Origin of the sequence: Microcoleus sp. N9_A1 (genome assembly GCF_036701795.1) — a bacterium.
Classification (GTDB): domain Bacteria; phylum Cyanobacteriota; class Cyanobacteriia; order Cyanobacteriales; family Microcoleaceae; genus Microcoleus.
Genome location: NZ_JAUBRI010000029.1, coordinates 24,768 through 50,751 on the forward strand (window position 1 = coordinate 24,768; position 25,984 = coordinate 50,751).

General features: G+C 44.9%; 22 protein-coding genes. 10 read left to right on the forward strand and 12 right to left on the reverse strand.

Going from position 1 to position 25,984, the window contains the following annotated elements:
* Window positions 1-48: 48 nt before the first annotated feature.
* Window positions 49-5,889, reverse strand: coding sequence for an AAA family ATPase (locus QUA58_RS15350; RefSeq protein ID WP_333394699.1), 5,841 nt, complete (start codon window positions 5,887-5,889; stop codon window positions 49-51).
* A gap of 437 nt (window positions 5,890-6,326) precedes the next feature.
* Between QUA58_RS15350 and QUA58_RS15355 the strand changes: the two genes are divergently transcribed.
* The 3 genes from QUA58_RS15355 (at window position 6,327) to QUA58_RS15365 (ending at window position 9,962) form a co-directional block, all read left to right on the forward strand.
* Window positions 6,327-8,858 carry a vWA domain-containing protein gene (locus QUA58_RS15355; protein ID WP_333394700.1) on the forward strand — a complete coding sequence of 844 codons (2,532 nt, stop codon included), beginning with the start codon at window positions 6,327-6,329 and terminating at the stop codon, window positions 8,856-8,858.
* Window positions 8,859-9,009: 151 nt separating this feature from the next.
* Entirely contained in the window at window positions 9,010-9,513 is a 504-nt protein-coding gene (locus QUA58_RS15360; protein ID WP_333394702.1) for a GNAT family N-acetyltransferase, read from the forward strand.
* 104 nt (window positions 9,514-9,617) lie between these two features.
* Window positions 9,618-9,962 carry a hypothetical protein gene (locus tag QUA58_RS15365; RefSeq protein WP_333394704.1) on the forward strand — a complete coding sequence of 115 codons (345 nt, stop codon included), beginning with the start codon at window positions 9,618-9,620 and terminating at the stop codon, window positions 9,960-9,962.
* 74 nt (window positions 9,963-10,036) lie between these two features.
* Here the strand turns inward: QUA58_RS15365 and QUA58_RS15370 are convergent, their stop codons facing one another.
* Window positions 10,037-11,329, reverse strand: coding sequence for a ribonuclease D (locus tag QUA58_RS15370; RefSeq protein WP_333394706.1), 1,293 nt, complete (start codon window positions 11,327-11,329; stop codon window positions 10,037-10,039).
* Window positions 11,330-11,676: 347 nt separating this feature from the next.
* Window positions 11,677-14,391, reverse strand: coding sequence for a DNA gyrase subunit A (gyrA, locus tag QUA58_RS15375; protein ID WP_333394707.1), 2,715 nt, complete (start codon window positions 14,389-14,391; stop codon window positions 11,677-11,679).
* Between the two features lie 528 nt (window positions 14,392-14,919).
* Between gyrA and QUA58_RS15380 the strand changes: the two genes are divergently transcribed.
* The 3 genes from QUA58_RS15380 to QUA58_RS15390 all read left to right on the forward strand — a co-directional run bounded on the left by QUA58_RS15380 (window position 14,920) and on the right by QUA58_RS15390 (window position 18,165).
* Window positions 14,920-15,843 (forward strand): histone deacetylase, encoded by a 924-nt coding sequence (locus tag QUA58_RS15380; RefSeq protein WP_333251856.1) that lies wholly within the window; start codon window positions 14,920-14,922, stop codon window positions 15,841-15,843.
* 510 nt (window positions 15,844-16,353) lie between these two features.
* Window positions 16,354-16,542 carry a hypothetical protein gene (locus tag QUA58_RS15385; RefSeq protein WP_015175516.1) on the forward strand — a complete coding sequence of 63 codons (189 nt, stop codon included), beginning with the start codon at window positions 16,354-16,356 and terminating at the stop codon, window positions 16,540-16,542.
* Between the two features lie 600 nt (window positions 16,543-17,142).
* Window positions 17,143-18,165: an ATP-binding cassette domain-containing protein gene (locus tag QUA58_RS15390; RefSeq protein ID WP_333394740.1), complete on the forward strand. Its 1,023-nt coding sequence runs from the start codon at window positions 17,143-17,145 to the stop codon at window positions 18,163-18,165.
* A gap of 129 nt (window positions 18,166-18,294) precedes the next feature.
* Here the strand turns inward: QUA58_RS15390 and QUA58_RS15395 are convergent, their stop codons facing one another.
* Window positions 18,295-18,909: a Uma2 family endonuclease gene (locus QUA58_RS15395; protein WP_333251857.1), complete on the reverse strand. Its 615-nt coding sequence runs from the start codon at window positions 18,907-18,909 to the stop codon at window positions 18,295-18,297.
* A 34-nt stretch (window positions 18,910-18,943) separates the two neighbouring features.
* Window positions 18,944-20,347 (reverse strand): NB-ARC domain-containing protein, encoded by a 1,404-nt coding sequence (locus QUA58_RS15400; protein WP_333394708.1) that lies wholly within the window; start codon window positions 20,345-20,347, stop codon window positions 18,944-18,946.
* A gap of 232 nt (window positions 20,348-20,579) precedes the next feature.
* Between QUA58_RS15400 and QUA58_RS15405 the strand changes: the two genes are divergently transcribed.
* Both QUA58_RS15405 and QUA58_RS15410 read left to right on the forward strand, forming a co-directional pair.
* Window positions 20,580-21,089 (forward strand): hypothetical protein, encoded by a 510-nt coding sequence (locus tag QUA58_RS15405; RefSeq protein WP_333394709.1) that lies wholly within the window; start codon window positions 20,580-20,582, stop codon window positions 21,087-21,089.
* Between the two features lie 33 nt (window positions 21,090-21,122).
* Window positions 21,123-21,647: a hypothetical protein gene (locus QUA58_RS15410; protein ID WP_333394711.1), complete on the forward strand. Its 525-nt coding sequence runs from the start codon at window positions 21,123-21,125 to the stop codon at window positions 21,645-21,647.
* Window positions 21,648-21,816: 169 nt separating this feature from the next.
* Here QUA58_RS15410 and QUA58_RS15415 read toward each other — a convergent pair whose 3' ends face one another.
* The 6 genes from QUA58_RS15415 to QUA58_RS15440 form a co-directional block, all read right to left on the reverse strand.
* On the reverse strand, window positions 21,817-22,227 hold the full coding sequence (locus QUA58_RS15415; protein WP_333394713.1) for a type II toxin-antitoxin system VapC family toxin: 411 nt from the start codon (window positions 22,225-22,227) through the stop codon (window positions 21,817-21,819).
* A complete protein-coding gene (locus tag QUA58_RS15420) occupies window positions 22,218-22,418 on the reverse strand; it encodes a hypothetical protein (RefSeq protein WP_333091894.1) in 201 nt (66 codons plus the stop codon). Before QUA58_RS15420 ends, QUA58_RS15415 begins: the two co-directional genes overlap by 10 nt.
* Window positions 22,408-22,575: a hypothetical protein gene (locus QUA58_RS15425; RefSeq protein ID WP_333394715.1), complete on the reverse strand. Its 168-nt coding sequence runs from the start codon at window positions 22,573-22,575 to the stop codon at window positions 22,408-22,410. The genes QUA58_RS15420 and QUA58_RS15425 overlap by 11 nt, the downstream gene beginning before the upstream one ends.
* Before the next feature lie 64 nt (window positions 22,576-22,639).
* The gene (locus tag QUA58_RS15430) at window positions 22,640-22,897 is read right to left on the reverse strand and encodes a type II toxin-antitoxin system HicA family toxin (RefSeq protein WP_333394717.1); all 258 of its coding nucleotides are present in this window, start codon (window positions 22,895-22,897) and stop codon (window positions 22,640-22,642) included.
* Window positions 22,890-23,096 (reverse strand): type II toxin-antitoxin system HicB family antitoxin, encoded by a 207-nt coding sequence (locus tag QUA58_RS15435; RefSeq protein ID WP_333251862.1) that lies wholly within the window; start codon window positions 23,094-23,096, stop codon window positions 22,890-22,892. The genes QUA58_RS15430 and QUA58_RS15435 overlap by 8 nt, the downstream gene beginning before the upstream one ends.
* A gap of 94 nt (window positions 23,097-23,190) precedes the next feature.
* A complete protein-coding gene (locus tag QUA58_RS15440) occupies window positions 23,191-23,448 on the reverse strand; it encodes a hypothetical protein (RefSeq protein WP_333394719.1) in 258 nt (85 codons plus the stop codon).
* 109 nt (window positions 23,449-23,557) lie between these two features.
* On the opposite strand from QUA58_RS15440, the gene QUA58_RS15445 reads away from it, so the two are divergent.
* Both QUA58_RS15445 and QUA58_RS15450 read left to right on the forward strand, forming a co-directional pair.
* Window positions 23,558-24,448, forward strand: coding sequence for an ABC transporter permease (locus tag QUA58_RS15445; protein ID WP_333251913.1), 891 nt, complete (start codon window positions 23,558-23,560; stop codon window positions 24,446-24,448).
* A gap of 133 nt (window positions 24,449-24,581) precedes the next feature.
* Entirely contained in the window at window positions 24,582-24,971 is a 390-nt protein-coding gene (locus tag QUA58_RS15450; RefSeq protein ID WP_333394720.1) for a hypothetical protein, read from the forward strand.
* 96 nt (window positions 24,972-25,067) lie between these two features.
* Here QUA58_RS15450 and QUA58_RS15455 read toward each other — a convergent pair whose 3' ends face one another.
* Window positions 25,068-25,817, reverse strand: a complete 750-nt coding sequence (locus QUA58_RS15455; protein ID WP_333394721.1) for a methyltransferase domain-containing protein — start codon at window positions 25,815-25,817, stop codon at window positions 25,068-25,070.
* Between the last annotated feature and the right edge of the window lie 167 nt (window positions 25,818-25,984).

The window sequence follows — 25,984 nt, forward strand, 5'->3', positions numbered from 1 at the left end:
TGTTAATAAGTCTGAAGGTCAGGAAAAAAATTAACTGTTTCGCTCTACTTAAGTTGGTAAGCTGATGATAAATTCTGTTCCCACTCCTAGTCGAGAATTGACGTGAATTGAACCTCCATGTTTTTCTACCACAATTTGACGCGCGATCGCCAATCCCAATCCTGTTCCTTTGCCAACGGCTTTTGTTGTAAATAAATGGTCAAAAATCTTTTGTTTTACCTCTTGATTCATCCCCTTTCCATTATCAATAATAGTAATTTTAACAAAATTATTTTGGACGGAGGTTGTAATGGCAATGCAGTTAGGATTCGCCTGAATTTCGGCAAAAATTCGACCTATATTTGATTCATCCAACGCATCGATAGCATTGGCAAGAATATTCATAAACACCTGATTTAATTGACCTGGAAAGCAATTAATCGCCGGAATTTTCCCGTAGTTAGTGACAACTTCAATCGCGGGACGAGTATCCGAAGCCTTGAGGCGATGGCGTAAAATCAAGATGGTGCTATCAATCCCTTCGTGCAGGTTGAACTTTTGTTTTTGGTCGCTATCGGCACGGGAGAAAGTGCGGAGACTCTTGCTGATGCTGGTGATGCGATCGCCTCCATCTTTCATGGCTCTGATTAACTTGGGTAAATCAGAGCGTAAATATTCCAGGTCGATTGTCTCTAATTCCTCTTCAATTTCAGTCCCTGGTTGAGGGAATTTATCGTTGTAGAGGTCAATCAGCCCAAATAGGTCATTGATGGAATCTTGGACAGCACCAACGTTGCCAATAATGCAGCCGACGGGATTGTTGATTTCGTGGGCAACTCCGGCGACTAAGTTACCTAGGGCAGACATTTTTTCACTTTGGATAATTTGGATCTGGGCTTGCTGTAACGAGTTTAAGGCATTTTCTAATGCAAGGGATTTCTGCTCTAAGGCAAGTTCTGCTTCTTTGCGATCGGTAATATCATCTGCCAGCGAAGCAACTCCTATTAACTCGCCATCTGCATTCATAAGTACATTGTTATACCAAACACAAATAATCGTTTTGCCATCCTTTGTAAGATTTTCATTAATACTGTAATTACCACCCTGCTGCGATATAATATCGACGCTGACTCCCTTTAGTTGTGCTTGAATCACTTCAGGAACGATAAATGTGAAGTGACGACCCAAAGCCTCCTGCTTGGTATAGCCAAAGATTCGTTCTGCTGCTGGGTTCCAGTCAGTAGCCAGAAAATTGATATCCCACTCTATGACGGCTACTGGAGTTTGCTTAACCAATAGCTGGAGTCGTTGCTGGGATGCTTGCAACCGAGATTGTTCTGCACTCAACCGATCGAGCGATCGCTCTAATTGTTGAGCATAATGCTGCGATCGCTCATAAAGTTGGGCATTTTCTAAAGAAATAGCAGCTTGAGCGCATAGCAAATTGAGCAGTTCCACGCGATCGCTCGTGAACGCCCCTATTGCTAAATTATTTTCTAGATATAAAATGCCCCTCAACTTGCCTTGATACAAAATCGGGCTACACAAGATACTATACGGCTGCTGACGAATGATATACGGGTCATTAGCTAAAATCCGATCGGCACTCGCATTAATTAGCACAACAGTCTGCTGGTTGTGCAAGACTTTGTAAATCAGCTTCAGGGGAATCTCCTGACTGTCCTCAATAGGAAGGCTTTGCAACACGACTGGCTCCATCCCCACCGCCATTGAGCCTTTAATCAGCAAGCGATCATTTCGCAAGAGCATTAACACGCATTTATCTGCTCCCGCATTTTCGATAACAATGGAAAGCAACGATGAGAGCAGTTTTTCGAGTTCGATTTCGCCAGAAAGAGTTTGGGAAGCTTTAAGAATAGCGGCTAAATCTAAAGCAACAGAGACACTGCTACTGCTGGATGTAGCGGAAATTGTGGATGTGACACTCCCCAATGCGAAGATAGTTTCGTTAGTTGACAGGGGAGAACGGGTTTGTTGGAGGATGGGAGCAAGCAGTTGAGGATAACGTCTTTCCAAGTCGGCGACTTTGGCTTTTGCGCCCCAACGAGCATAGCCATAGTAGGCTTCAATCATGTATTCCTGGGCAATGCGCTTTTTGCCCCAATCTAGATAAAATTTGGCGGCTAGTTCATTGGCCAGAGCTTCTTCTTGAATGTAATCGTTTGCTTTAGCAAGAGCAATGGCGCGATCGTACAAATCTGTGGCGTTGACTTTTTCACCTAGAACTCGACACCGTTCTGCGGCAACTAGCGCACAATGGTGAGTCTGATTGCTGGGTGCATGAAATGCCCATTCCTGAAGTTTCTCCTGATGGGCAGAGACCTTATCTAGAATAGCTGCTTGCTCTGTGTGACTGGCAGTTGGATAAATCGCTAATTGTAGCAGCGCATCGTAGAAGGAGAAGAGCGGAACGTGCATCAGTCCTACTGCTGTGTGCAAATACTGTTCTGTCAAACGGGCATTTAAGACCGCTTGTTCATAGCGATGGAACAGATAGGAAAGGAGCAGTTTATTAAAATAGAGTTGATAGAGCGCTATCAATTGATTGCCTTGTAGATGAAGCTGAATCATCTCATCCTCATCATAGTCTTTGCTACACAATCGATCTGGTTCACCCGTAGGTTCCAGCAAATTTAGTACCGCTTGATAGTAAATACTTTGAATGCGAAAATAGCCATTCTGACGGAATTGCTGGATGACTTTGCGGTGTTTATCCATCGTCTGTTTGAGAGCAGAAAGTTCCTGCCCACTGAAATAAGCCGTGTAGCTGTAGCACATCAGGCTGAGGACAACATATTCAAGATCGCCCGTTTCTAGTCCACTGGCGTAAGCTTGCAGATACCCGTCAAGGGTATCTTTTGCGGGTTCTCGCCAATGTCGGAGGGAGGTGTTGAATCCAAAAATCGTTTTAGCAGCGAGCTTGCGGGCATCAATGCGCTGTAACAGGTTCATCCCTAATTGCCCAAAGCGATAGCCTGCATCAATATCTTTCAAAATGGCAACCAACATCAACCCATACTGGACATAACCATAGGTTGACTCCGTTGTATTCCCGTATTGCACGGATAAATCGACTTGAATAAAGGTGAGCAAGGGCAACAGGTTTGGAGCAACTTGATAAGCAACAGACATGATGTTCGATATAATAACCATTACTGCTTTTTGCTCCGGTGCAGTCATTTCGGGTAACTCTAACAGTGATTCAATCGATCGCCTGCCCAGAAGTGTTTGGGTGTGCTGAAGCCCCTGCTTGATTTCTACCTGTGTAGGTTGCTCTGGGAGATACACCCCCAGTTGATTCAGCACTTCTCGCGCCAGCCGCAAAGCTTCTAGATGTTGATTTTGGGCGATGCAAGCCTGGATTTTAGCCTGATATGTAGTCACCCGATCAAGCCAGGAATGGGTATGAGTCAGCACCGTTGCTGCTAACTGTTCCATCTGTTCAAAATCGGTGTTGAGGTAAGCTGCCTCTGTTGCGCCTTCATAGAGGGCGAGACAGAGCTGATATTGATGTTGCCAGCGATCGCCTGGGAGCAGGTCAATACCCGTTGTAAAATAGGCGATCGCAGCTCTGTAAGCCGTTGCTGCTCTGGCTTTGCGTCCGGCTGCAAGATTCAACTGGGCGACTTCATGGCAAAGGTATGGTTGGGTAATCAGAGATTTCCCGACATTGAGATGATTGACGATATCGAAAAGTTTTTCTTCGCGATCGTTGAGCGAAGTCTTCTGCAACAACAGTTGCCCAATTTTGAGATGAGTTGCCTGTTTTTCCTCCTCTGGGATCAGAGAATAGGCGGCTTGTTGGACGCGATCGTGTAAGAATTTGTAGGTAGCGGTTTGAGACTCTTGAGACGTAATAGCAAGATTTTCTGGCTCCATATAAAACTTATAAATTTCACCTTGAGGTAAAATCAACCCTTCTTGCAACCCTTTCCACAAATTGGCTGCTGTTTCTACTTCTGAGTTTTCCGAAACAATTGCCAATGTTCCTAAATCGAACTGATTGCCAATACAAGCCGCAAGTTTCAGAATATCTTGAGTAGCTAAGGGCAATTTCTGTAACTGCAACGCCATGAATTCAATAACATCATCGGTCAAGGCTTGTTCCTTGACTCGAACAAGATCGCATTGCCAACCGCCTAACTCTAAGTTAAATTGAATGAAATTATCTTTGTATAAGGCTTTGAGAAATTGAGTGGCAAAAAAGGGATTTCCTTGGGTTTTCTGAAACACCAATTGGGAAAGAGGTAAAGCTAAATTTTCTGTACTTTTGAGGGCATCTGCGACGAATTGATTGATGGTCTCTTGACTCAATGGTGCTAAGGTAATGGTATTAATTATTGCTTGTGCTTTTTGAATGTCACTCAAACTTAACATTAATGGATGCGCTGGATTAACCTCGTTATCGCGGTACGCTCCAATTAGTAATAAATAATGAGTATCTGCCATTAAAACTTGGATTAACTTCAGTGATACAGAATCTGCCCACTGCAAATCGTCCAAAAACATCACTAAGGGATGTTCTACACTGGTAAAGACTTGAGTAAACTTCTGAAATAATAAGTTAAACCGATTTTGAGCGGCTGTTCCTGATAATTCTGTTGCAGGTTGTTGTTCGCCAATAATCTTTTCTAATTCGGGAATCACTTCAATAATGACTTGTCCATTTTCTCCAACTGCCTCTAATATCTTCTTTTTCCATTGTTGAATCTGGGTATCGCTTTCTGTAAATAATTGCCCCATCAAGTCCTGAAAGGCTTGCACAAATGCACTGAAGGGAATATTACGATTAAATTGGTCAAACTTACCTTTGATAAAATAGCCACGTTGTCGCACAATAGGTTTGTGAACTTCGTTGACAATCGCAGTTTTACCAATTCCTGAAAAACCAGCGACGAGCATCATTTCTGTTGCCCCAAGGCTAACTCTTTCAAAGGCTTGGAGTAGGGTTTCTACTTCGGTTTCTCGTCCATAGAGTCGATCGGGGATGATGAAGCGATCGCACAAATCCCTCTGAGCTATTTCAAAACCTTCTATCTTACCACTTTCTTGTAATTGACGCAAACAAAATTCTAAGTCAAATTTCAGCCCCAAAGCACTCTGATAGCGGTCTTCAGCATTTTTTGCCATCAATTTGCTGACAATCTCCGAGAGTACCGGCGGAATTTCCGGCTTGATTTCATGTAGTGATGGCGGCTGCTTGGCAATATGAGAGTGTACCAATTCCATCGCATCATGGGATTGAAACGGCAACTCTCCCGCCAGCAATTCGTAAAAAGTCACGCCCAAAGAATAGAAATCAGTTCGATAGTCAATGCCGCGATTCATCCTTCCAGTTTGTTCTGGTGACAAATAGCCAAGTGTTCCTTCGAGTACGTTAGGATTGATCAGGGTTTGAGTTTCCCTGGGCAGCAAAGATGCAATACTAAAGTCAATCAGTTTGACTTGTTTTGTTTGGGGATTAATTAAAATATTGGCGGGTTTAATATCTTTATGAATGATCCGGTGGCGGCAAAGTATATCTAATGTATTGCTGATGTCGATCGCCATTTGCAACAATTCACTCAAATTCGGTAGAGTTTCCCCTTGTTCCATCCATGCCTTGAGAGAGATTCCCCCGAAGTCTTCCATTACCAGCGCATAGCTGTTTTGGTGGGGTTCTAAGCTGTAGGTTTCGATGATTCCGGGTAAATTGAGGTTTTTGGCAATAGTATATTGATTGCGAAATTGCACGAGTTCGCTGAAGCTTGGATACTCGCTATGCAAGACTTTGATGGCAACGGGCTGTTTGTCGCAGAGCCGAGTTCCGCGATAAACTAGGGTGCGAGTTCCTGAGTAAATGCGATCGAGCGTTTGATAACCTGTCAATGTAAAATTTAGAGTAGTCATACTTTTATTATTATTCACCTCATCTCCGGGCTATTTGTAGCTTAACAGAAGCAAATAGAGTTTCCAGCCCAGTGATTGTTAAGTAAAGTTATAATAAAACGTAGATCGCTCAATGGGTGTGATTCATGTCACTGAAATAAGGTAATTTTTAAACTCAATAAATTCTCTTTTCATTAAAACTTGAATAGCAAAAAAACTTAAATAGTCCAATCCATATTGGAATCGTGAATAATAAAGTTTGATGAGCGGATTTTATAAATATAGGACGATCGACTAAATCTTTACTACACTACTTACTTACATCTATTACTTTTGCTAACCGCCACTAAATATTAATGCTTATTCAGCCTCGCAGATAATTTTTGCTACAGGCCTTGACATCAACAAAAGCGCGTGTCATGATAAAGTTGAACAATAGGTCAACATGGGTGAAAACTATGGCACGACAAGCAAAACAATCATCTCAGGTCAAAAGTTCCAGCAGCCAAGCAGCCTCAAATAATCGCACAAAATTTACCCTCTACAATTTTGCCGGAAACGCAAAGGCATTCTATTTAGTCGATCGCATAAATCTAGAAAGAAAGCCCGGTGATATCCCAGAAAAATCCGTCGCCCACAGCATCATCATTATCGATCGCTCCGGCTCAATGTATTATGACTTAAAGCCGCTCAAAGAAACCCTAATCAAGCTTTTGACCTTAGACGAATACAACAATTACCAGCTAATAATCAGCTTAATTTCCTATGCTGACAATGGGGATGTAATTTGTCACTTCCAGCGAATTCCGATTCAAGAAGTGATGAAAATGGACTCTCAATATATCAAAGCAATTCAAAAAATCCACACCGCTGGCTGTACCTGCATCTCGCAGTCGATGGAACTCGCTAAATCTCTGGTAAAAGCGGGAGAAGTGACAGCAATTAATTTGCACACAGACGGTTATGCAAATGACCCAAGTGCTAATTCTGAATCGGCGAAATTAGGGGAAATTTGTGAAGAACTCAAAGACATGGATGTGTTTGCAAATACCATATCCTATGGCTGTGCTGACTTTAAACTGCTATCCAAAATTGCCAACACCTTATCGGGAAATTGTATTCGCGCTGGCGAAGTTAAAATGGTTTATGATGCTCTTTACGACAGCACTAAATTGTTAGGCGGTTCCGTGGCGCCGCCGCTGGAAGAACCGTTAATTAAGGAATACGATTATCAAGTTTTTGTCTCCAAAAGTGGCAAGAAAATAAACGGTTCATCGAGCACTCTGAAAATCTGCGGGCTGAAAGCAGACGATCAGGGACTGTTTTACAAATATCAGCAAGTCACCCAAGCTGAATATGACAAACTAGAGGTTCCCGTTGCTCAAACTGATGAGTCGGTGTTTGCTTTTGCGAAAGCTAACCTCGCTGACGGCAATTTGAATACGGCGAAGTATGCGCTGGCGAGCACCTTTGATGCTACTTTGACTGAAAAACACGCTAAAGCTTTGACAAATGCCCAAATAGCAGGGTTTACGGAAGATTTGGAAGGGGCTGTGTTTGCGCCTGATGTGTTGCAAAATCATCAAATGGGCGATCGGGTAAAAGTCAGCGACAAAATTTCCCTGCTGGAGTTAGTCAAGATATTAGAGGAAAACAGCAACAGCATCATCATCAACTTAAAACACTTGCAAGAAAACTATCAGCGCAAAGGTTTAAAGCGAGTTGAAGGAAAGCGCGACGAAAACGGTAAAATTGTCAAGCCTTGGCTGAAAACTGAATTCTTAGATGGCGGCGAATACGTGCGGATGGGTTCATTTGCGATCAATCAAAATACAGCTACCATCAATATGCTGATTACCCGAAAAGTTAAGCTGGTAAAAGTTGAGGATGAAACTTTAATCGCAGAAGTTGCAGGAATTCTGGTAACAGACCTCAATACTTTCAACAATTATACTATTGTCAGCGACGGCGAAGTTAATATCAAGTCGCTGCGAACCAAAATCAGCAGTCAACCAGTGTTTGACTTGCTCAACAAAAGCGGTGTACTGGAAAAAGACGGCTCACCTGTGGCAGAATTTGACTTCCATTCAGAGTATGATATTAAATTAGCAAGTTTGCCGCTAGTGCCTTTTGACGGGCGTTACGGTAGCCTTGACGGAGTGTTTGAGGAACTCGCAAACATTAAAATTATCTCCAGCATTCTCTCGGCTCATTTGAAGGAAGAATCCGAGGCTTATACGGCCCAACAATTGGAAGAATTGAAACAGCACTATCTGTCGAAAAGCTTGTACATCAACTTTCCAACGACTACGGAATATACGGAATTGAAAAGTGCGATCGCCAACGGTTCAGTAGATTCGCGAGTCAGCTACAAAATCGACATCGGCAGCAAAAACATCCTCAACTTCGGCAAATTCCACTCAGCCAACAAATTTCTCGATCGCCTTTACGAAGTTTACCATAAAAACACTGGCGAAAAACTAGCAAAACCGACATTTGAAATCACCTTAGACGAGCCTGTCGTCTTCGCCCACAAAACGCTGTCATCCCGAACAAAAATCACCAAAGTTGACGACTTGATGAAACTAATTTTCGATGAGTTTTTGGGGTTGGAGGATAACGGAATTGTTAGCGCTACTTTAGCCAAAGTGGGTGCAGATAGTTTGCTGCGCCTTTTGCAAGCGAAATGGCAGGGAAAAGATGTCAATCGAGACGAATTTGTCGCTGCTTTAGCTAATGCGAATGAGCGACTGGAAGCTTATGCCGAAAAAGTGTACAGCGAAAAAGTTTCACCGCTGGTTTTCTATATCGGTTCTACCGGACTTATCCCGGATGAAATGGAGGCAAAAGCGGCGACTGCTGAGGAAATTAATTCTAAATACGGCAACTTGCAATTTTCTAAAGATGAGCAAGAGGGGATGTTTTTTGAAGTGGGAGACTGCATTATTAGCGTGTATGCTAAGAATGAGTATTTCACGGTAGGGAAGTAGGAATTAGGGTGGGCAAAATGCCCACCTTGGTTAAATATGGTTGATTGAAATTAACCGCAAAGGCGCAGCCGATAGTAACAAATAAAGACTAAACTATTTAGACTGTCCTAATTATCCCAATGTTTGTCATTAAGTTGTCTCACAGTAAATTATGCTGAAAAGTTTCTCGGAAAGCAGGGAACCTATTATTCTCCTCGATCGCGAGGGACGAGAGTATCGGCTGAAAGTAGACGGGGACAAAGACCGATATTTTATTGCCAAGCTCCTGTACCGTAACAGCGAAGTTGGTATGATTAATTGCGTTTTTGATCCGCCTGGTGAATTGATGATAGGCGATCTCTTGATTCACAATGATATAATTCACACTCCCCCGCACTTATTGGCAGCTCTTTGGAGGCTTCTAGTCAAGCCCAAGCCAATCGATTACCGTCAAAAAGGGTTGGGAACTCACCTGTTACAGTTTGCAATAGCGATAGCTCGTCAAGGGGGAGTTAGGCGGATCTACGGTTCTTTAATTCAAAAAGACATCAACAATAATCCCAACCTTGTCAAATGGTACAAGAAGCATGGATTTCAGATACTTCCACCTTCAGCGGAGAACATCGACACCGCAGTTTGCGGAATTTCTATGGATTTAGAAGGGAAATCAAGTTAATTACGTCATGTGGAGAGGCTATCGCCACAAACTAGCTGAGCAATAAACAGCGGGTATAGCGATCGCACTCTGTCTCTAGTTCCTTACCTCCCGTTTTTGCTGATATGGATACACCACCACTCCCACAACCAAAACTCGATCGCACACCGATCACTTTCGATCAATATGCAGCCTACACCCCCGAAAAGCTAGAACTGCGGCATGGTTTCTATGGCTATGGAGGGCAAGACTTGACAGGTTTTTATCTTGCAGTATTGGCAAATATGGGGTTACGGGAAGCTGTGCGCCAGGTACCGCTTTCACTATGGCTAGAAGCAATTCAAGAGTTAGCTTTCCAAAATCCTAAACTCAACTTTGATACTGAAACTGGGGAAGCTATGCTTAACAGCTTGAACCGAGGATTGGAAGATTTGCAAGCAGTTGCAGAGTATTTGGAAGAACAAGGTTAGTAGCGGTACACACAGCAAAAATGAAACGCGATTCGTTTATACTGTAAGGGCGGTATCCCGTACCCGCCCTCTATTTAAAATGGAATTTCCTCATCTTCATCTTCCACACTTTTAGCAGTCATCCGCCAACTCGTAATATACTCAATTTGCACATCAATTTTGTTAATCGCTTCCCCTAACCGCTTCTGGATGTATTGAGTCAGCGTCACCATAAAATCTAACTCAACCCCCACAGATAGCGCCAGTTTTGCCAAGCTAGCAAAATCTACCTTCAAAATTGAAGAACTAGATAACTTAAAATCGGGAGTATTGCTCTTATTTTGTACCAACATTGCTTTTTTGATCCGCTCTTTCAGATGCTCAACTTCTGAATCCAGCAACTTCCATTCAGGCAAAATTTCTTTGTACCTTTGCCCCAATGCTGTGAAATCCTCAGTCTCAGGTTGCGGCGCAATTTTCTTAGTAGATTTCCGCCGCTGCTGTAGGTTGGAATTCAACCGCCAACTAGCAATATCCTCAACTTCCAAATATGGATAGGCGATGAGTTTTCCTAACTGTTTTTGAATTTCTTTAGTCAGCGTCACCGGAAAATTTAACTCAATTCCCTCAGTTTGCGTCAGCCTCGCCAGCGTCATAAAATCAACTTTCATCGTGATCGAACTGGAAAGCTGAAAATAAGAACTATCTTTGAGATTTTGCGCCAGCATCCCCGCTTTAAATCGTTCCTTGACTTCAGCAATTTCTGAATCTAGCGGCTTCCACCGAGATTCTATTTCTTGATATTTTTCGCCCAATGCTGTCAAGTTTTCTGTGGCGGGATCTGGGTAACACTCTTCCAGGATTTCTAGCAGGCGGCGATGCACTCTAGCTAAATAAACCGCGTCCATTTTGGCATATTCTAGCTGCTTCTGCGTCAGGGGACGCTTGGCCCAATCGCCGCTTTGTTCTGATTTATCTACATAACCAATGCCGCAAAGTGTTTCGATTAATGTTTTGAGTTGTCGGTTGGGTAATGGCAGGAAGTAAGCTGGAATTTTTCTCGCCATTTGCAATGTGCAAGTGACATTTTGAGCGTCATCATTGCCCAGAAATCTGATGTCATAGCTGGCGTTGTGCAATACTTTTTCAATATTTGGATTTACCATGATTTTGTTGATGAAATCTTTTGCCAATTCAGGTTTGTCCAAGACATCTAGTAAAAACGTGGCATCTCCCGTCGCATCTGTGGAGTCAGCTAACACCTGAATCAGAGATAATCTGGGGTTAGATTTATAGTCAGCGATTTCTGTGTCTACCCACAGAATTTTAGCTTGGGAAAATTGAGCGATGACTGCTTTGATGTCGCTTGCTGCTGTTAAATAAGGCATTTTTACAGACTTTTGCTATTAAATTTAGACTTATATTATGCTATAGCAATTATCGTGTCAATTGTCAATGATTGAAGTGCCGGACATAGGTATACCTCAGAAACCCGGTTTCTTTCTAGATTTCTCGTTACTAAATACAAAACTCGCAGAAACCCGGTTTCTCGCCTCCAGTTAAACTAGAGATGCATATACCTCAGAAACCCGGTTTCTTCTTAGATTTCTCGTTATTCAACACAAAACTCGTAGAAACCGGGTTTCTCGCCTCCAGTTTCAAAAAAGAATGCGATCGCACTTTTAGCATTCAGCAGTAAGGTGCACCGAAGCGCACCCTACAAACCATTAACCTGTTACTCTTCTGCCACTTCCTCAGATGCCGATTCTTCGGCCGATTCTTCACCCGCAGGCGGCACCAAAGCCACAGCTACGATTGAATCATCCTCATCCAACCGCTGCACCCGCACACCCGTTGCTGTGCGCGATTGCGTGGAAATTGCACTCACAGCCTGACGGATAATAATACCTCGGTTGGTAATAATCATCAATTCGTCATCTTCGTTGACAATTCGCAGGGCAGCTACCTGATCCTTACCCTTTTTCGACTTGAATTTAGTAGCCGTCAATCCCTTGCCAGCCCGTCTTTGTAGGCGGAATTGAGAAACGGGAACCCGCTTGCCATAGCCATTGGTTGTGATTACCAACACCGAAGGAACTTCGCTGCTAACCGTCGGAATTTCTTCGGCATCTTCGCCTTCAATTTCCTCAGTTTGCAGTTCTAATTCTTCGTCTTCCAATTCCACATCTTCTGTTTCCAATTCAGCAATTTCTGCTGCTTCAAATTCCGAGTCGCCCGTTTCTAACAGAGCAATTTCTGCCCCTTCAAATTCCGAGTCTTCTGTTTCCAATTCAGCAATTTCGGCAACAATTGAACTGGGCAAAATGTCCATGCTAATCAACTCATCGCCCGATCGCAATTTCATTGATTTTACACCCCGCGTCGCGCGGCCGACTGGGCGCAACTGTTCGTGATTGGTGCGGAAATGAATTGCCATGCCTTGGCGCGTACCGATGATGATGCTATCACCAACTTTTGCTCTCCGTACCCAGCGCAATTGGTCGCCTTCTTCCAGAGAAATCGCGATTAAGCCATTAGTGCGGATGTTAGCAAAAGCTGAAAGTGCGGTTTTCTTGATGTAGCCGCCGCGAGTCAACATCACCAAGTATTCTTCACTGGTAAATTCTGTCACTGACACCATAGAAGTAATTTTTTCTTCTATCGGAATCGGCAGCAGTTGCACCACGGGAGTGCCGCGAGCAGTCCGCGAACAGACGGGGATTTGATAAGCTTTGACAGAGTAAACTACGCCCCTGTCACTGAAGAACAAAACGCTGTCGTGATCGCAGCAGGAAAGGAAATGTTCTACTCCGTCATCTTCCTTCATTTTCGCGCCTGCTTTGCCGCGAGTAGCGCGACTTTGGGCCTCGAAAGTGCTGACAGGCATCCGCTTGATGTAGCCTTGTTCTGTGATCAGAATAATTGCTTGTTCGTTGGCAATTAAATCTCTTTCATCGATTTCTCCTTCGGCGTGTTCGATGACGCTGCGCCGGGGAGTGGCGATTTTGGTTTGGATTTCGACTGCTTCAAATTCGGCGATTTCTAAGATGCGTTCCCGGCGCGCTAAGATATCTTCCAAATCGGCAATTTTAGCTCGCAATTCTTCGTGTTCTTGCTGAATTTTTTGCGCTTCCAAGGCTGTCAAACGCCGTAGCTGCATTTGCAGAATTGCGTCTGATTGCTGTTCGGAAAGACCGTAATTATCAATCAATTCCTGTTTCGCGGCGGCGGAGTCGGCAGCGGCGCGAATTAGGTGAATAATTGCATCTAAGTTGTCTAGGGCAATTAATAAGCCTTGCAGAAGGTGGTCGCGTTCTTCTGCTTTGCGGAGTTCGTATTGAGTCCGGCGAGTAATTGTCTCAATGCGGAAGTCTAGGAAGACATTGAGGAATTGGGAGAGCGTAAGTAGTTGGGGTTCCCCGTTTACTAGCGCTAACATATTGGCTCCAAAGTTGGCTTGGAGGGGTGTTTGTTTGTAGAGGTTGTTGAGGACGACGCGGGGATAGGCATCGCGCTTGAGTTCGATCACGATCCGCATTCCGTCTCTATCGCTTTCGTCGCGAATGTCGGAAATTCCATCTAATCTTTTGTCGTTGACAAGTTCGGCAATTTTCTCAATTAGGGCTGCCTTGTTTGTTTGGTAAGGCAATTCGGTGATAATAATTGCTTCTTTGTCGGGGCGGCCGGGATGTTCGATGGTTTCAATGCCGGCGACTCCGCGCATTGTAATCGAACCGCGCCCGGTGGTGTAAGCATCGCGAATGCCACCTCTCCCCAGAATTTGCCCTCCGGTGGGAAAGTCCGGGCCGGGGATGTACTGCATCAATTCCAGGTCGGTCATTGCTGGATTGTGGATTAGCGCTACCAAACCGTCAATTATTTCGCCCAAATTGTGCGGTGGAATGTTGGTTGCCATCCCTACGGCAATCCCGGAGGAACCGTTGAGCAAAATTTGGGGGATGCGTGCCGGGAGTACGAGGGGTTCTTGTTGGGAACCGTCAAAGTTGTCGCCGAAATCTACTGTTTCGGAGTCGATGTCACGCAGCATGGAGTCGCTAGTCAGGGCTGTGAGGCGACATTCTGTGTACCGCATGGCTGCGGGCGGGTCGTTGTCAACGGAGCCGAAGTTGCCGTGGCCGTTGATTAGGCGTTCCCGCATGGAGAAATCTTGAGCCATCCGCACCAGCGCATCGTAAACCGCTGTATCTCCGTGCGGGTGATATTTACCCAGCACCTCCCCGACGACGCGGGCGCATTTGCGGAATGGTCGATCGGGAGTCAAGCCCAATTCGTTCATGGCGTAGAGAATGCGTCGGTGAACGGGCTTGAGACCGTCCCTCGCATCTGGTAGCGCCCGACCGACAATTACGCTCATGGCGTATTCCAAGTACGATCGGGACATCTCACCACCCAGATCCGTCGGGATTATCCGCGACTCAGACATACTCATAGGTTGAAAAACTCCGTTAAAACTTTAAATTTGACCGCTATAAATGCCAAAAATGCGATAAAATCGATTTGGATTCAGTAGAGCTGCCAAATATTGCAAATTACTCCTAAAATTATATCACAATTTGCCTTTGAGTTTAGCCGAAAGTTGCCAGAAAAGTTAAGGGACGAAACGAGGGAAATTCGTAAGTTGGTAGTTGGTGATTTAGTCATCAATTTGCCGGAGCTAGAAATGGTTTTTGAGGCGGTCGGCTTTCATGTTTTGGTGAGTTTTTTTGAGTGCTATCTAAAAAATTAAAAAAAAGCATCGATCGCGCCAGCTTTAATGGGTGCTATGGAGAGTTCGCAGGGGGTTAGATCCGGAAGCGAGTTCTCAACAGCGCACATTAAGAAAAAATCTTTTTACAAAGCCCCAGATGATCTCAATTAAAATGGTTGCCCGGACGCAATTTTAATTTCACAAAGCCGAATGTCGAATTAAATCAAAATGAAAATCTAAGATATAAAAAATTAACTCTAAAATCTGCTGATGCTACCCGTTATCTACTCCCCCGATTTTTTGCTGCACAAGACTGGAATGCTTCACCCAGAGCGACCAGAACGTTTAACGGCGATCGTCAATGCTCTGAAAGCTGCTCCTTGGGCGGCTCAAATTGAGTGGCAACTGCCCACCCCAGTGGCGCAGCGCGAACAAGCACTGTTCTCGGCTATCAAAAAAGTTCACTCGCAAAGATACATCAAAGAAGTCCAACATTTGGCTCACCGGGGAGGCGGCTACCTCGACGGTGATACGCCGATTTCTGCAGAAAGTTACGACGTAGCGCTGCTAGCGGCAAGTGCTTGGCTCGATGGGGTCGATCGAGTGGTGGCTGCGGGGGAACCGGCTTTTGTGCTGGCCAGGCCGCCGGGACACCACGCCGAAAACGCCCGCGCGATGGGTTTTTGCTTGTTTTCCAATGCTGCGATCGCCGCTCACTACGCCCTGGAACAGCCGGGAATCAATCGCGTCGCCGTCCTTGACTGGGACGTGCACCACGGCAACGGCACTCAATCTTTGGTGGAAAACTGCCGCCAAATTGTCTACTGTTCCCTGCACCAATCTCCGTGCTATCCGGGAACGGGAGATGCCGAGGAGCGCGGGGCCTACGACAACGTGCTGAACATTCCCCTGTATCCGGGCGGCGGTATAGCTGAATACCTGAGCGCCTTTGAATCTCTTGTCGTGCCGTTTTTGTCAAAATTTGAACCGGATTTGTTGATTGTCAGCGCCGGTTACGACGCTACTGTTTCCGATCCCCTGGCGAGCATGACTCTGGCTCCGTCAGATTTCGGTACTTTCACCGGATACTGCCTGCAACTCACCCGTCGCATCGCCTTTGGATTGGAGGGGGGTTACGCGCTGAAAGACTTGGCTGAGTCGGTTGTGGCGACTATTGACCGATGCCTCAATTAGCTGGAAAATTGGCATAGGGAAAAATAGGCTTCTTGCAAAAGTCCTTTTAAGTAAATTTTCGGACGGGCAAGATGCCCATCCCACAAGAGAAAAAACTTTTTGTGGGATGGGCATCTTGCCCGTCCCAGCTATTTTTGCAAGAGGTCTAATGATGTTGAGAACCGATTAGAACGGGATTGAGGGCTTTTGAGGGCGATCTGGAAAGCTGAGATTTATCGCTGTCGCGATCGACCCTCTGCCCTCCTTCCCTCTTCCCTCTCACCTCTTCCTTCTTCCCTCTTCCTTCGATCAACTGTCAACTGTCAACTGTCAACTGTCAACTGTGACAAGCATCACAAATTTAAGAGATCCAAGTCACTGGGAATCAAAGTCTCGGTCACAGATTTTTAACCAAAAAATCACACCGTGTCAATGTGTTCGATCGCCTTTGAAGTCGCTCCCAGAGTGCATAATACAAATACAACAAGCCTGTTAAAATTTTATCTGTCTCAATCAACTAGGAGGTTTATCATGTCAGTATCCCAAATGACACTCGAAGAGTTATTTGGTCAGGTCATGTTCTCCAGCGTCGTGACTCGCCACGACCGGAGACAGCTCAGATCTGCACTCTTAGAAAGAACACTGAATGAAGATGAGTATGCCATCATCAACCGACTGCTTTACAACGTTCGCCGCGGTTGGGTAAAAATTGTCGATTAAAGACGTGGCAGCCAACTTTCTTTAGGGGAGTTAATACCATTTTCGATTTGCGATTTTTGATTAAAGAATTGGTAATGACTGATCACTATCGGGGGTTGAAAGCACGGGCATACAATTACATTTGTTGGGGCACTCATTACAAGTATAACTTGCCACTTCGGGAAGTTTTTTGTGTTTAATAGTTGGATCGAAAGTGTGATGTGTTTGACCAGAGTGTTAATTATCAAAATCTCGCTACACATCAGCCTATAGGTAGAGATAATTATAAAATAACAGGTTTCGGGTGCATCTCTACTTGTTGAAAACTTGTGAGTTTTGAGTTGTTAACTAAAAAGTTATAATTAACTCAAAACTCATAATTTTTAGGATGTGAGATGGGAGATTGGAGAGTGGAAAAACTGATGAATATCAGGGTTGAAAACCGCTATAAAGTTAATATTTTTTAAACTGATATTAAGAATCAAAACTATAAGCAGTTTCCGGTTGAGGAGGATGGTGCGATCGCCACAAGCACAGGAAGTCGGAATGGTCGATCGCCCATTCCGGCAAATTCAGCCCAGAAGTGTCAAAATATTAACAACCAGTTCATCCTTAAAATATATGGCTCCCGCCGTTTTAATTGAAAATCTTCAGAAACGCTACGGCACTGTAGAAGCCGTTAAAGATGTTTCCTTCAAGGTAGAACCGGGGGAAATATTTGGTTTGCTAGGCCCCAACGGTGCTGGTAAAACCACTACCCTGCGGGTACTTTGTACTTTAACATCGCCAGACAGCGGACGCATTGAAGTGTCTGGCATTTCAGCAGTCAGCCAGCCGAGAATTGCTCGACAGAGACTAGGCTATGTGGCTCAAGAAGTGGCTCTCGATAAGGTGTTGACGGGCCGGGAACTCCTGCAACTGCAAGCGGCGCTTTACCATTTGCCGCGCCCTACGATTAAAGGGCGGATTGACGAAATGGTGCAACTCCTCGGTTTGGAGGAGTGGGAAAATAAAAAGACGGGTACTTATTCCGGCGGTATCCGCAAGCGCTTGGATTTGGCTGCTGGGTTGCTTCACCAGCCGGATGTTTTGGTGTTAGACGAACCGACTGTGGGGCTCGATATTGAAAGTCGGTTGGTGGTGTGGGATTTCCTGCGCCGCTTGCGAGAGGAAGGTACTACGGTTTTGATTACGAGTCATTATCTAGAAGAAGTCGATGCTTTGGCCGATCGCGTGGCGATTATTGACAAGGGTACGGTGATTGCACAGGGCTCGCCGGAGGAGTTGAAAAATCGGGTTGGGGGCGATCGGGTGACTCTGCGGATTCGGGAGTTTTCGCCGATCGAAGAAGCCCAAAAAGCCCAAGCTTTAATGCAGTCTCTGCCTTTTGTACAGGAAGTAATTATCAACAGCGCCCAAGGAAATTCTCTCAATTTGGTAGTGAGTGCCCAAAGCGATGCGCTGGTGAGTATTCAGCAAGCTTTGAAAGATGCGGGATTGCCTGCGTTTGGGATTGCTCAATCTCGGCCGAGTTTGGATGATGTGTATTTAGCCGCGACTGGTAAGACGCTGTTGGATGCGGAGTTGGCTGCTGCTAGCAACCGCGATTTGAAGGCGGAACAAAAGGCGGCGATGCGATCGTAGTTTGAGGGAAGGGAAAAGTTCGTCAGAAACAGGCAAGATGCCTGTTCCACAAAGAGTGAATTTTATTGTGGAACAGGCATCTTGCCTGTTCATAAACGAGATAAACCGATATTTAAGCTGAATTTGAGATCATACATCCAATACTTGCTCTGCTGTCAGTGCTAATTCTGGGAAAGTTCGGGATATTATGCGATCGATCCCTCGGTAAGCAGTCATTTGATAAACCCCATTTTCATCAAGCAGGTAAACAAAAACAGTCGGTTCTTTCGGGTTGCCCAAATAGTTTCTGCTACCCAAAGCTAAATAATCGACAATCCAATATTCAGAAATTCCCAGCCGCTGATATTCATCCAGCTTGTCGATATAATCATCTTCCCAATTTGTTGATACTATCTCTACTGCTAATTGCAGCGGTTCAATTAGTGCTGAGTAAGCGAAAGGAGCTGAGTCCCAGACCGTTTTATCTACTACACTCACATCAGGATTGCGACCTTGTTCTTTACCATTTGGAGTTAACGTCCTCACCACAATTCTGCCAGATACCCAGTAGTTGAGCTTGAGTCTTTTTACCTCGTCTTTGAAAGCATCTGAAAGAAATTCAGCGAGGGTTTCGTGCAGTCTGATTGGTAATATTCTCACAATTTCTCCATTGACGAGTTCATAGCGGCCTTCTTCATCGGGAAGTTGCTTGACAAATTGCTCGAAACTGAGCATCTGCTTAGGTTGGAGAGGAGTTGCGGTCATGGTTTTATCTCATTTAGGTAGATATTTAAGACTATTATGCAACCATTTTAACATACTGTTTTAACACAGGTGGAATCGTGAAAACGGTTTCAGCTTCACAGCTCAATTTTGCAATTATTGCCCGTCTGTCTAAAGATTGAAGTGCTTTAAATAATTCGCGTTGTGACCCTTGACATTTTGCCATCAATTGGGTAAGCAAAACAGGTTCACTTTCATTGCTGATTAGGGCGATCGCCTGTTTTTCTATTTCCGACAACCGCTGATAGTGCTGCTGCAATATCGGTGTCAATTCGTCACCTAAAAATACTGGTTGATAGCTTAAATATTGAGAAACTCTACCGTTAAATAACTTGTTAATAGTTTGAGCGACTAATTTTAACCAGAGGGGATTGCCGTGATAAAGCTCAATCAATTCTGGCCATGTTTCTTCATCTAATAAACCTTTTTCTCTCAGAATTTCGGTGGCGGCTTCACCTAAACCTGTTAACTGTAATAAACATACTGCTGAATTATCGTCGGTAAATGTGAGGATGTCTGAGGGAGGTTCCCAACTATTGAGGATTAAGCAGCTATTGTGGGGAATTTCGCCGATGAGTTTAAAGAGGGTTCCGTAATTTTCATATCCGGGTTTATAATATCCTGCAAGTTGCCCGCTGCTGAGAATTTGCTGCACGTCATCAAGTACGATCAGACTGCGATTGTCGCGCAATGCTTCTATTAGGATTGACAATTGAGTGTCGGTGTTTGTGGAAAAGTTAATATCGGTTCGATCGCAGAGAAATTGAATAATATTTTTGAGGGTTGTTTCTAGGGGTGGGGAGGTGCGGAGACTGCGCCAGATGATGCGATCGAATTGAGTTTGAATTTGGGGGATGAGGTTACGGGCGATCGCACTTTTGCCGGTGCCTGCCATGCCTGTGATGGTGAGGAGGCGGCAGTTTTGGCGGGCGATCGAGTTTTCGATGGTGGTGAGGGGTGAGTTGGGGTAGTTGTAGAAGGTTTTGAGTTCCGGTGCATCTCTTAAATCAAGTCGCGGTTTTTGTTCGGTGTTGTTTTCAGTTGAGGTTTGTGTAGGCGGTGAGTTTTGGGGAGTTTTTGGAGGGTGCGAGGTTTCTGTGCAAACGTTGATGTTACCTTTGTTTTGTATAAAATTAAAATCACCAAAATTTGAAACTTTAGAAAATTCATACCTCTCCATTGTGGAGCGCAAATTTGATTTCATTACATCTTCATCTAATATTTCTGAAAGAGTTTGCCATAACTTTGAGGCAACATTTCTGACATAGCGTTCAGTACAATGAACCTCTTTGGAAATTTCGGAGTATCTTTTACCTTCCCAAGTTCCCCGTACTACTGCCTGTTGCAGATCGTCTAGGTGTTTGCCCGTCTTAGTGAACACCAAACCATCGGCCAACCTTAAGAGTTCTTGAACATCCATTTATTGGGTAATGTAGGAGGTTTTATCTATTCTATCAGACTTTTTCTGACGTTTTATGGCTAAGAAGGGCAAAATATGACTTTTAACGGCTAGCTAATTTTATTAACTCCTGGCAATTTGTGACATTATCCTACTTTACACTACATAAAAATTAACTTAAAATTAAATTAGGGGCTTTGAGACTCGTGAAATGTTCGTAAAAATTTTGTAGTTTACAATAGGATAAAAAATCATGTCTAGTGCATTATCCCTACCGCAAGCTAATTTAAAAATGGCTCTCTGGCAAGTCGATGCTGATGCAATGAGTAGCAGCGACTTGTATGTGTGGTTAAATGATACCGGCTTGCCGCATGAAGTCTCGATCCGGCTACATGAACTTGCCACATACACGAAAAAAGCTGGTAACAAAGTTTTACTCATCGGCAAAATTCTCCTCATTAAAATCATAGAATTTGTCAAAGCGCATCCCAATTTAGCCATAGGGGCTGCTGTTGGCGTCGTTGTAGGAATTTTGGCAAATTCGATACCATTTGTCGGCCCCTTATTAGCACCTTTGGCAACAGTGCTGGGTATCCCAATTGGTGCAATAGCCGGCCACCGACTCGATCAACGCGCCCAAGGCAAAGAGGTGTCTGATGGAATTATTGGAATTGCTCAAGACATTATTGAGATTGCCAAAGCATTTTTTCAACTAATGATAGACGTTTTCAATACAATTTTCTGCAACGTCATCACTGCTTAACTGCCAAAATTAGCAAAAAAATTGAGGTCGAATATGTCGGCAAATAAAACGCCAACCAAAGAGCAAATTCTGAAGTCAATAGAGCAACTGGAAAAAAACCCACACGATAAATTAGGGATTTTAGCAGAAATTGGCATTGGTGTGGTGGGGGCTGCCGGTGCTGGTGCGGCGGTGGCAGCTTTCGGTGGTGTACCAGTTCTATTGGGGTTGTGGGTCGTTGCACCTCCCGTAGGATTAGTTGTTGGCGCTGCAGCTTTAGGTGCTGCTGGTCTTGTAGGGGTAAAACGAATATTTGATGGCAATTTTGACGATGGAAAAAAAGCAGAAAGGCTTGAAAACTTAAAACAACAGGCAAGAGATATTAAAGCCAAAGAAACAGCCTCTAAGCTGGAAGACAGCGATAAAAATAAATTTATTGTTTCCTTGAAAGAACCCGTCAGGCTCAATTTAATTAGCCCGAAAGACGCTCAGGATTTAATTAGGGCCGTAGAAAGCGGTCAAATTGCAATCAAAGAGGCGATTAAAATGGTTGAAGATGTTAAAGCTGCTAAACCATAACTGCCTTCTGACTGCGTAACCTGGGAATGCTAAGTTGTAAGTCTGCGATCGCCCTTATTTTCCTGAAGCCCGATCGCCCTTATCCCATCCCCATTAACTCTCTTTCATATGCGATCGCTAAAAAGTGAGCTCGCCCTTATTCCCAAAAGTGCGATCGCCCTTTCCATGCTCATACTCTTGATTCGGCGGCGGGAATAACTTCAATCAGTCCCGTATGAAAAGCTGTATCGTAGGTAAGAACTGGTAAATTTTCGAGTTCAGCTTGTGCCATAATCATCCGGTCAAACGGATCGCGGTGGGCAATAGGCAGGCTGCCAGCGCGAAGGGCATGGGCTGAAGTTATAGCTAATTCGATAAATTGCGATCGGTGGAGGATTTGCGAATATTCCCCGACAATCTGTTTGGCTTCGGGAAGTTTACCGATGCGATATTTGGTGGCTATTTCCCAGGCTGAAACAGTGCTGACAATGATATTAAAATCCGGGTTGCGAATGATGTCGCGGCATTGGGCATTGAGCTTGGGGTCGTCAAAAAGCCACCACAACAGGATATGGGTGTCAATGAGATAGCTTATTCCCATTGTTCGAGTTCCTCTTCTGGTAGGGGCTCAAAAAAAGTATCACCGAGTTTTCCTGTCAGTAAACCAGGCCTGCGAGGCTGTGGCTGTTCTCGTCCTAATCCGAGGCGAAAGTAGTGAATCAAGTCATAGATTTCTGCAAGTTTGTCTTCTGGAATGTCTTGTAGTTCTTGAACGATCTTCTCAATTAGCATAAATCAAACACTCCGATAGTTGCTGGTTATTTGATTTGAGAATATATTCTCGCAGGTGTTGAACAACTCTATCTTGCAGAATTTCCGGCAGAGATTCCATGATTTTGACCAAAGTTGCGATCCTCTTCGAGGGCTTCGGTAACGCCCTTGATGACATAGCTTTATCCTCCATTGTTTAGCCGAACTATCCCGAAGGGTAGGGAATCGCCCTTTCAATATATCTAAAGATTGCTCAAAAAATCTTCAACAGAAATCCCAGCCTGATTTAAAATACTTTTGAGGGTTCCAACTGCCAAAGTTTTGCGCTGCACTGGTACTACACAGCCAACCTCGATCGCGCCTTGAGGATTCGACTCATCATCGATCGGTAGTTGTTTCTTCAAAATAGCATGACTGCCTCGCTGCCGTACTTGAATAAAGCCTAAGCGTTCCAAAGCCCGGATGGCTTCTGCACTACTAACTCGCGGTAGTTTAGGCACTCAATACCTCAAATGTAGTTAGCAGACGGGGGGAAGTTTTAGGCAGAGGGAATTCTTCTAAATAAAGTTCCGTTGCTTCTTTGAGATTGGCGATCGCCTCTTCGATCGTTTCTCCTTGGCTAGCCGTTCCCACTTCAGGACACTCGGCTACATAAACATCCTCTTCCCAATAAACAATTGCCGTGAAAGTACAAGACATTTTTTTGCCAAATTCTTCATACTCAATGTAGCATATTCAGTAGCGTTAATGAGAGCTTATACTTAATTTGACCACAATATCTCCTCTAAAAAAATCAAGCAATTTCCTCCGCTAAAAGCCGACCATCGCAGCGCTCATACTCATCTTCCAAAAGCCATGAATGAGCCTCATCATAGCTTGAACTTAAAAACAGAGACTTATAGTTTGCTGATGGGTCATAAATACAAAAACCTCCATTCTTTCCACTCACTAACATCAAAATACGAGGGGGAAAAACAATCGGATCTACCCACAATTCGATAAATTCCCCATCATTAACTTGTTCGGCGAGGTCTGGTGCGTGGGATAACATGATATTCAGTTTACCAAAACTCCACACAAAAAGCGATCGCCCCCCCAACCACACCAATACCTCCAGACTTGCTACCCTAAAGATAGTTAGATTTAATCAACAAGCAATTATGAGCGGTACTGTTACATCCCCCAACAACCTCAACCAGCAGCGGCCACTCGCCACGCCATCCGCTGACACTTCGAGTTCCCTGCTGGGCGACTTTATCCAAGAAACCCTCGCCTTAACCAAACGCCTGTTTATTCAATTGCAGCGCCGCCCCTCGACGCTAGTTGCAGGAATTATTCAGCCGCTGATGTGGTTGGTTTTGTTCGGCGCGCTGTTTGAAAATGCTCCCGCAGGCTTGTTCGGCGAAAGCCAAAATTACGGACAATTTCTCGGCGCAGGCGTGATTGTTTTTACTGCATTTGCCGGGGCGCTGAATGCCGGTTTGCCGATCATGTTCGATCGCGAATTCGGATTTCTCAACCGCCTGTTAGTCGCGCCCCTAGCTTCCAGATTCTCGATCGTCCTAGCTTCGGCTATTTTCATCGTCACCCTCAGCTTTATCCAAACAGGGGCAATCGTTACAGCAGGCGCGTTTTTGGGCGCGGGATTCCCCGGACTTGCGGGACTGGGGGCGATCGCCCTAATAGTCCTGCTGTTAGTTTTGGGCGTCACCGGCATCAGCCTCGGTTTAGCCTTCGCGCTTCCGGGCCACGTAGAATTAATCGCAGTTATTTTTGTTACCAACCTGCCCCTATTATTTGCCAGCACCGCCCTCGCGCCGCTGTCGTTTATGCCAGAGTGGCTGCAAGTTGTAGTAACTCTCAATCCTCTGAGTTACGCGATCGAACCCATCCGCTATTTGTACCTGCACAGCGATTGGTCGCTAGCTAGCGTCGTCATGCACGCTCCTTGGGGTAATGTTACCTTTGGAGGAGCGCTGTTAGTCTTGCTAGCCTTTGATGTCGTAGCGCTGCTGAGCATTCAACCCCTGCTGCGCCGCCGGTTTGCGTGAGGAAGGGCGATCGATTTTTGTGGGGCGGTCTTCTAGCCCGCCCTTGACTAGCTTTTGAGTGGTACAATATTTAGCCACAAGTCAGCATATTGTTGAGATACAATTGTTTTTTTGAAGGTTAAACTAATAAATTATGAAAGCCAAAACTTCTCGATCGGGCAAATTGATGATTTGGGTTGCTGCAAGCGCGATCGCCACCTGTGCTCTTTTATCGCCTCAAGCAACCTTCGCTCAAGCCAGCAATTTAAATAATAATAACGCCCAACCACTGCAAGACTTTCAAACTCAAGACAACACCGACCCTTTTTCCGGCCGCAGCAGCGGCAGCGGAATATTTGACTTAATTCACAGATCCCGACTGGGAGGCGGCCGCAGCATGGAAGAATTCAATACCGAACAGCGCCAAAATTTGAACGATGCCGCCGCAGAATTTCGCAACAAACAGCGCCAACTACTGGAAAAGCAAGCAGTACCTGCACCGGGGGCGATCGCACCTACAGAAATTACCGCCCCCGCCCCTTAAATTGACAAATGGTGTTTGCTCATTTCTTAGTCCGCGGAGGCGGACTTTGTTTGTCTAGAGGCGATTTCAATCGCTCAATTTTAATCCTTAAATAATTTAATTAACAAATCCCCCAAACACCGCCATACCGTAATACTTCCAAGGAACCGCCACAGTCTCAAATCCCGCATTTGCCAGCATTTCCAACTGTGCCGCAAGTGTAGCTAGGCGATCGGGATTAGAATACCCGTAAGAAACACTCGTCCCCACCTTTGCCCGAATTTGTGCTAAAGTTTCCGCCTGACTTAGCGCCCAATCTTCCCGCGCTGCTTGATAAATATCTTTGATTGCTGCCGATTCTGCCACCACAGGATCGGCATTCCAAAAACAGCCGCCAGCAGTTAAACTTTCGCCAATCCGTTGAAACAATTTCAGCTTCATCTCATCCTCAAGATGGTGAATTGCCAGAGATGAAATGCCAGCATTAAACTTATCGCCCAAACCTGAAAAATTTGGATTGTTCGCCCATTCTCCAAAATCCAATTCTATGCCAGTCCACCGGGCTGCGTATCCTGCTGCCTCTATTTTGGCACGGGCAAAATCAAGCATTCGCGGCGAGTAATCCACAGCAACTATTTCCGCAGACTCGTAGCGTTGCAGAACTTTTAAACTCAGTTCCCCCGTACCGCAGCCCAGTTCTAAAATCCGCTGGTTGGTGCTAGCAATGCAGGCTGCTAATACATCCAGCATTTCGTCATATTTCGGTAAAAGCCGCCGAATGCCGGTATCAAAATCCGCAGTATTGACGAAAACTTCTCCCGGAAAAATTTCCTTGTTAGTAGGTGAGACAGTAGAGTCAGAATTCACGATCGCCAACCATAGACTACAATTGCTATCCTAACCGAGATAGAACAAAAAATGCGTGAACTAGGGACACGGTACTGCCTTGTGCTTACTCGATCATCTGTACTTCACTCAACAGAAAACCACTATCAAGTTATGCGTATTCTTACGGATAAGCGAAACACTCGCGG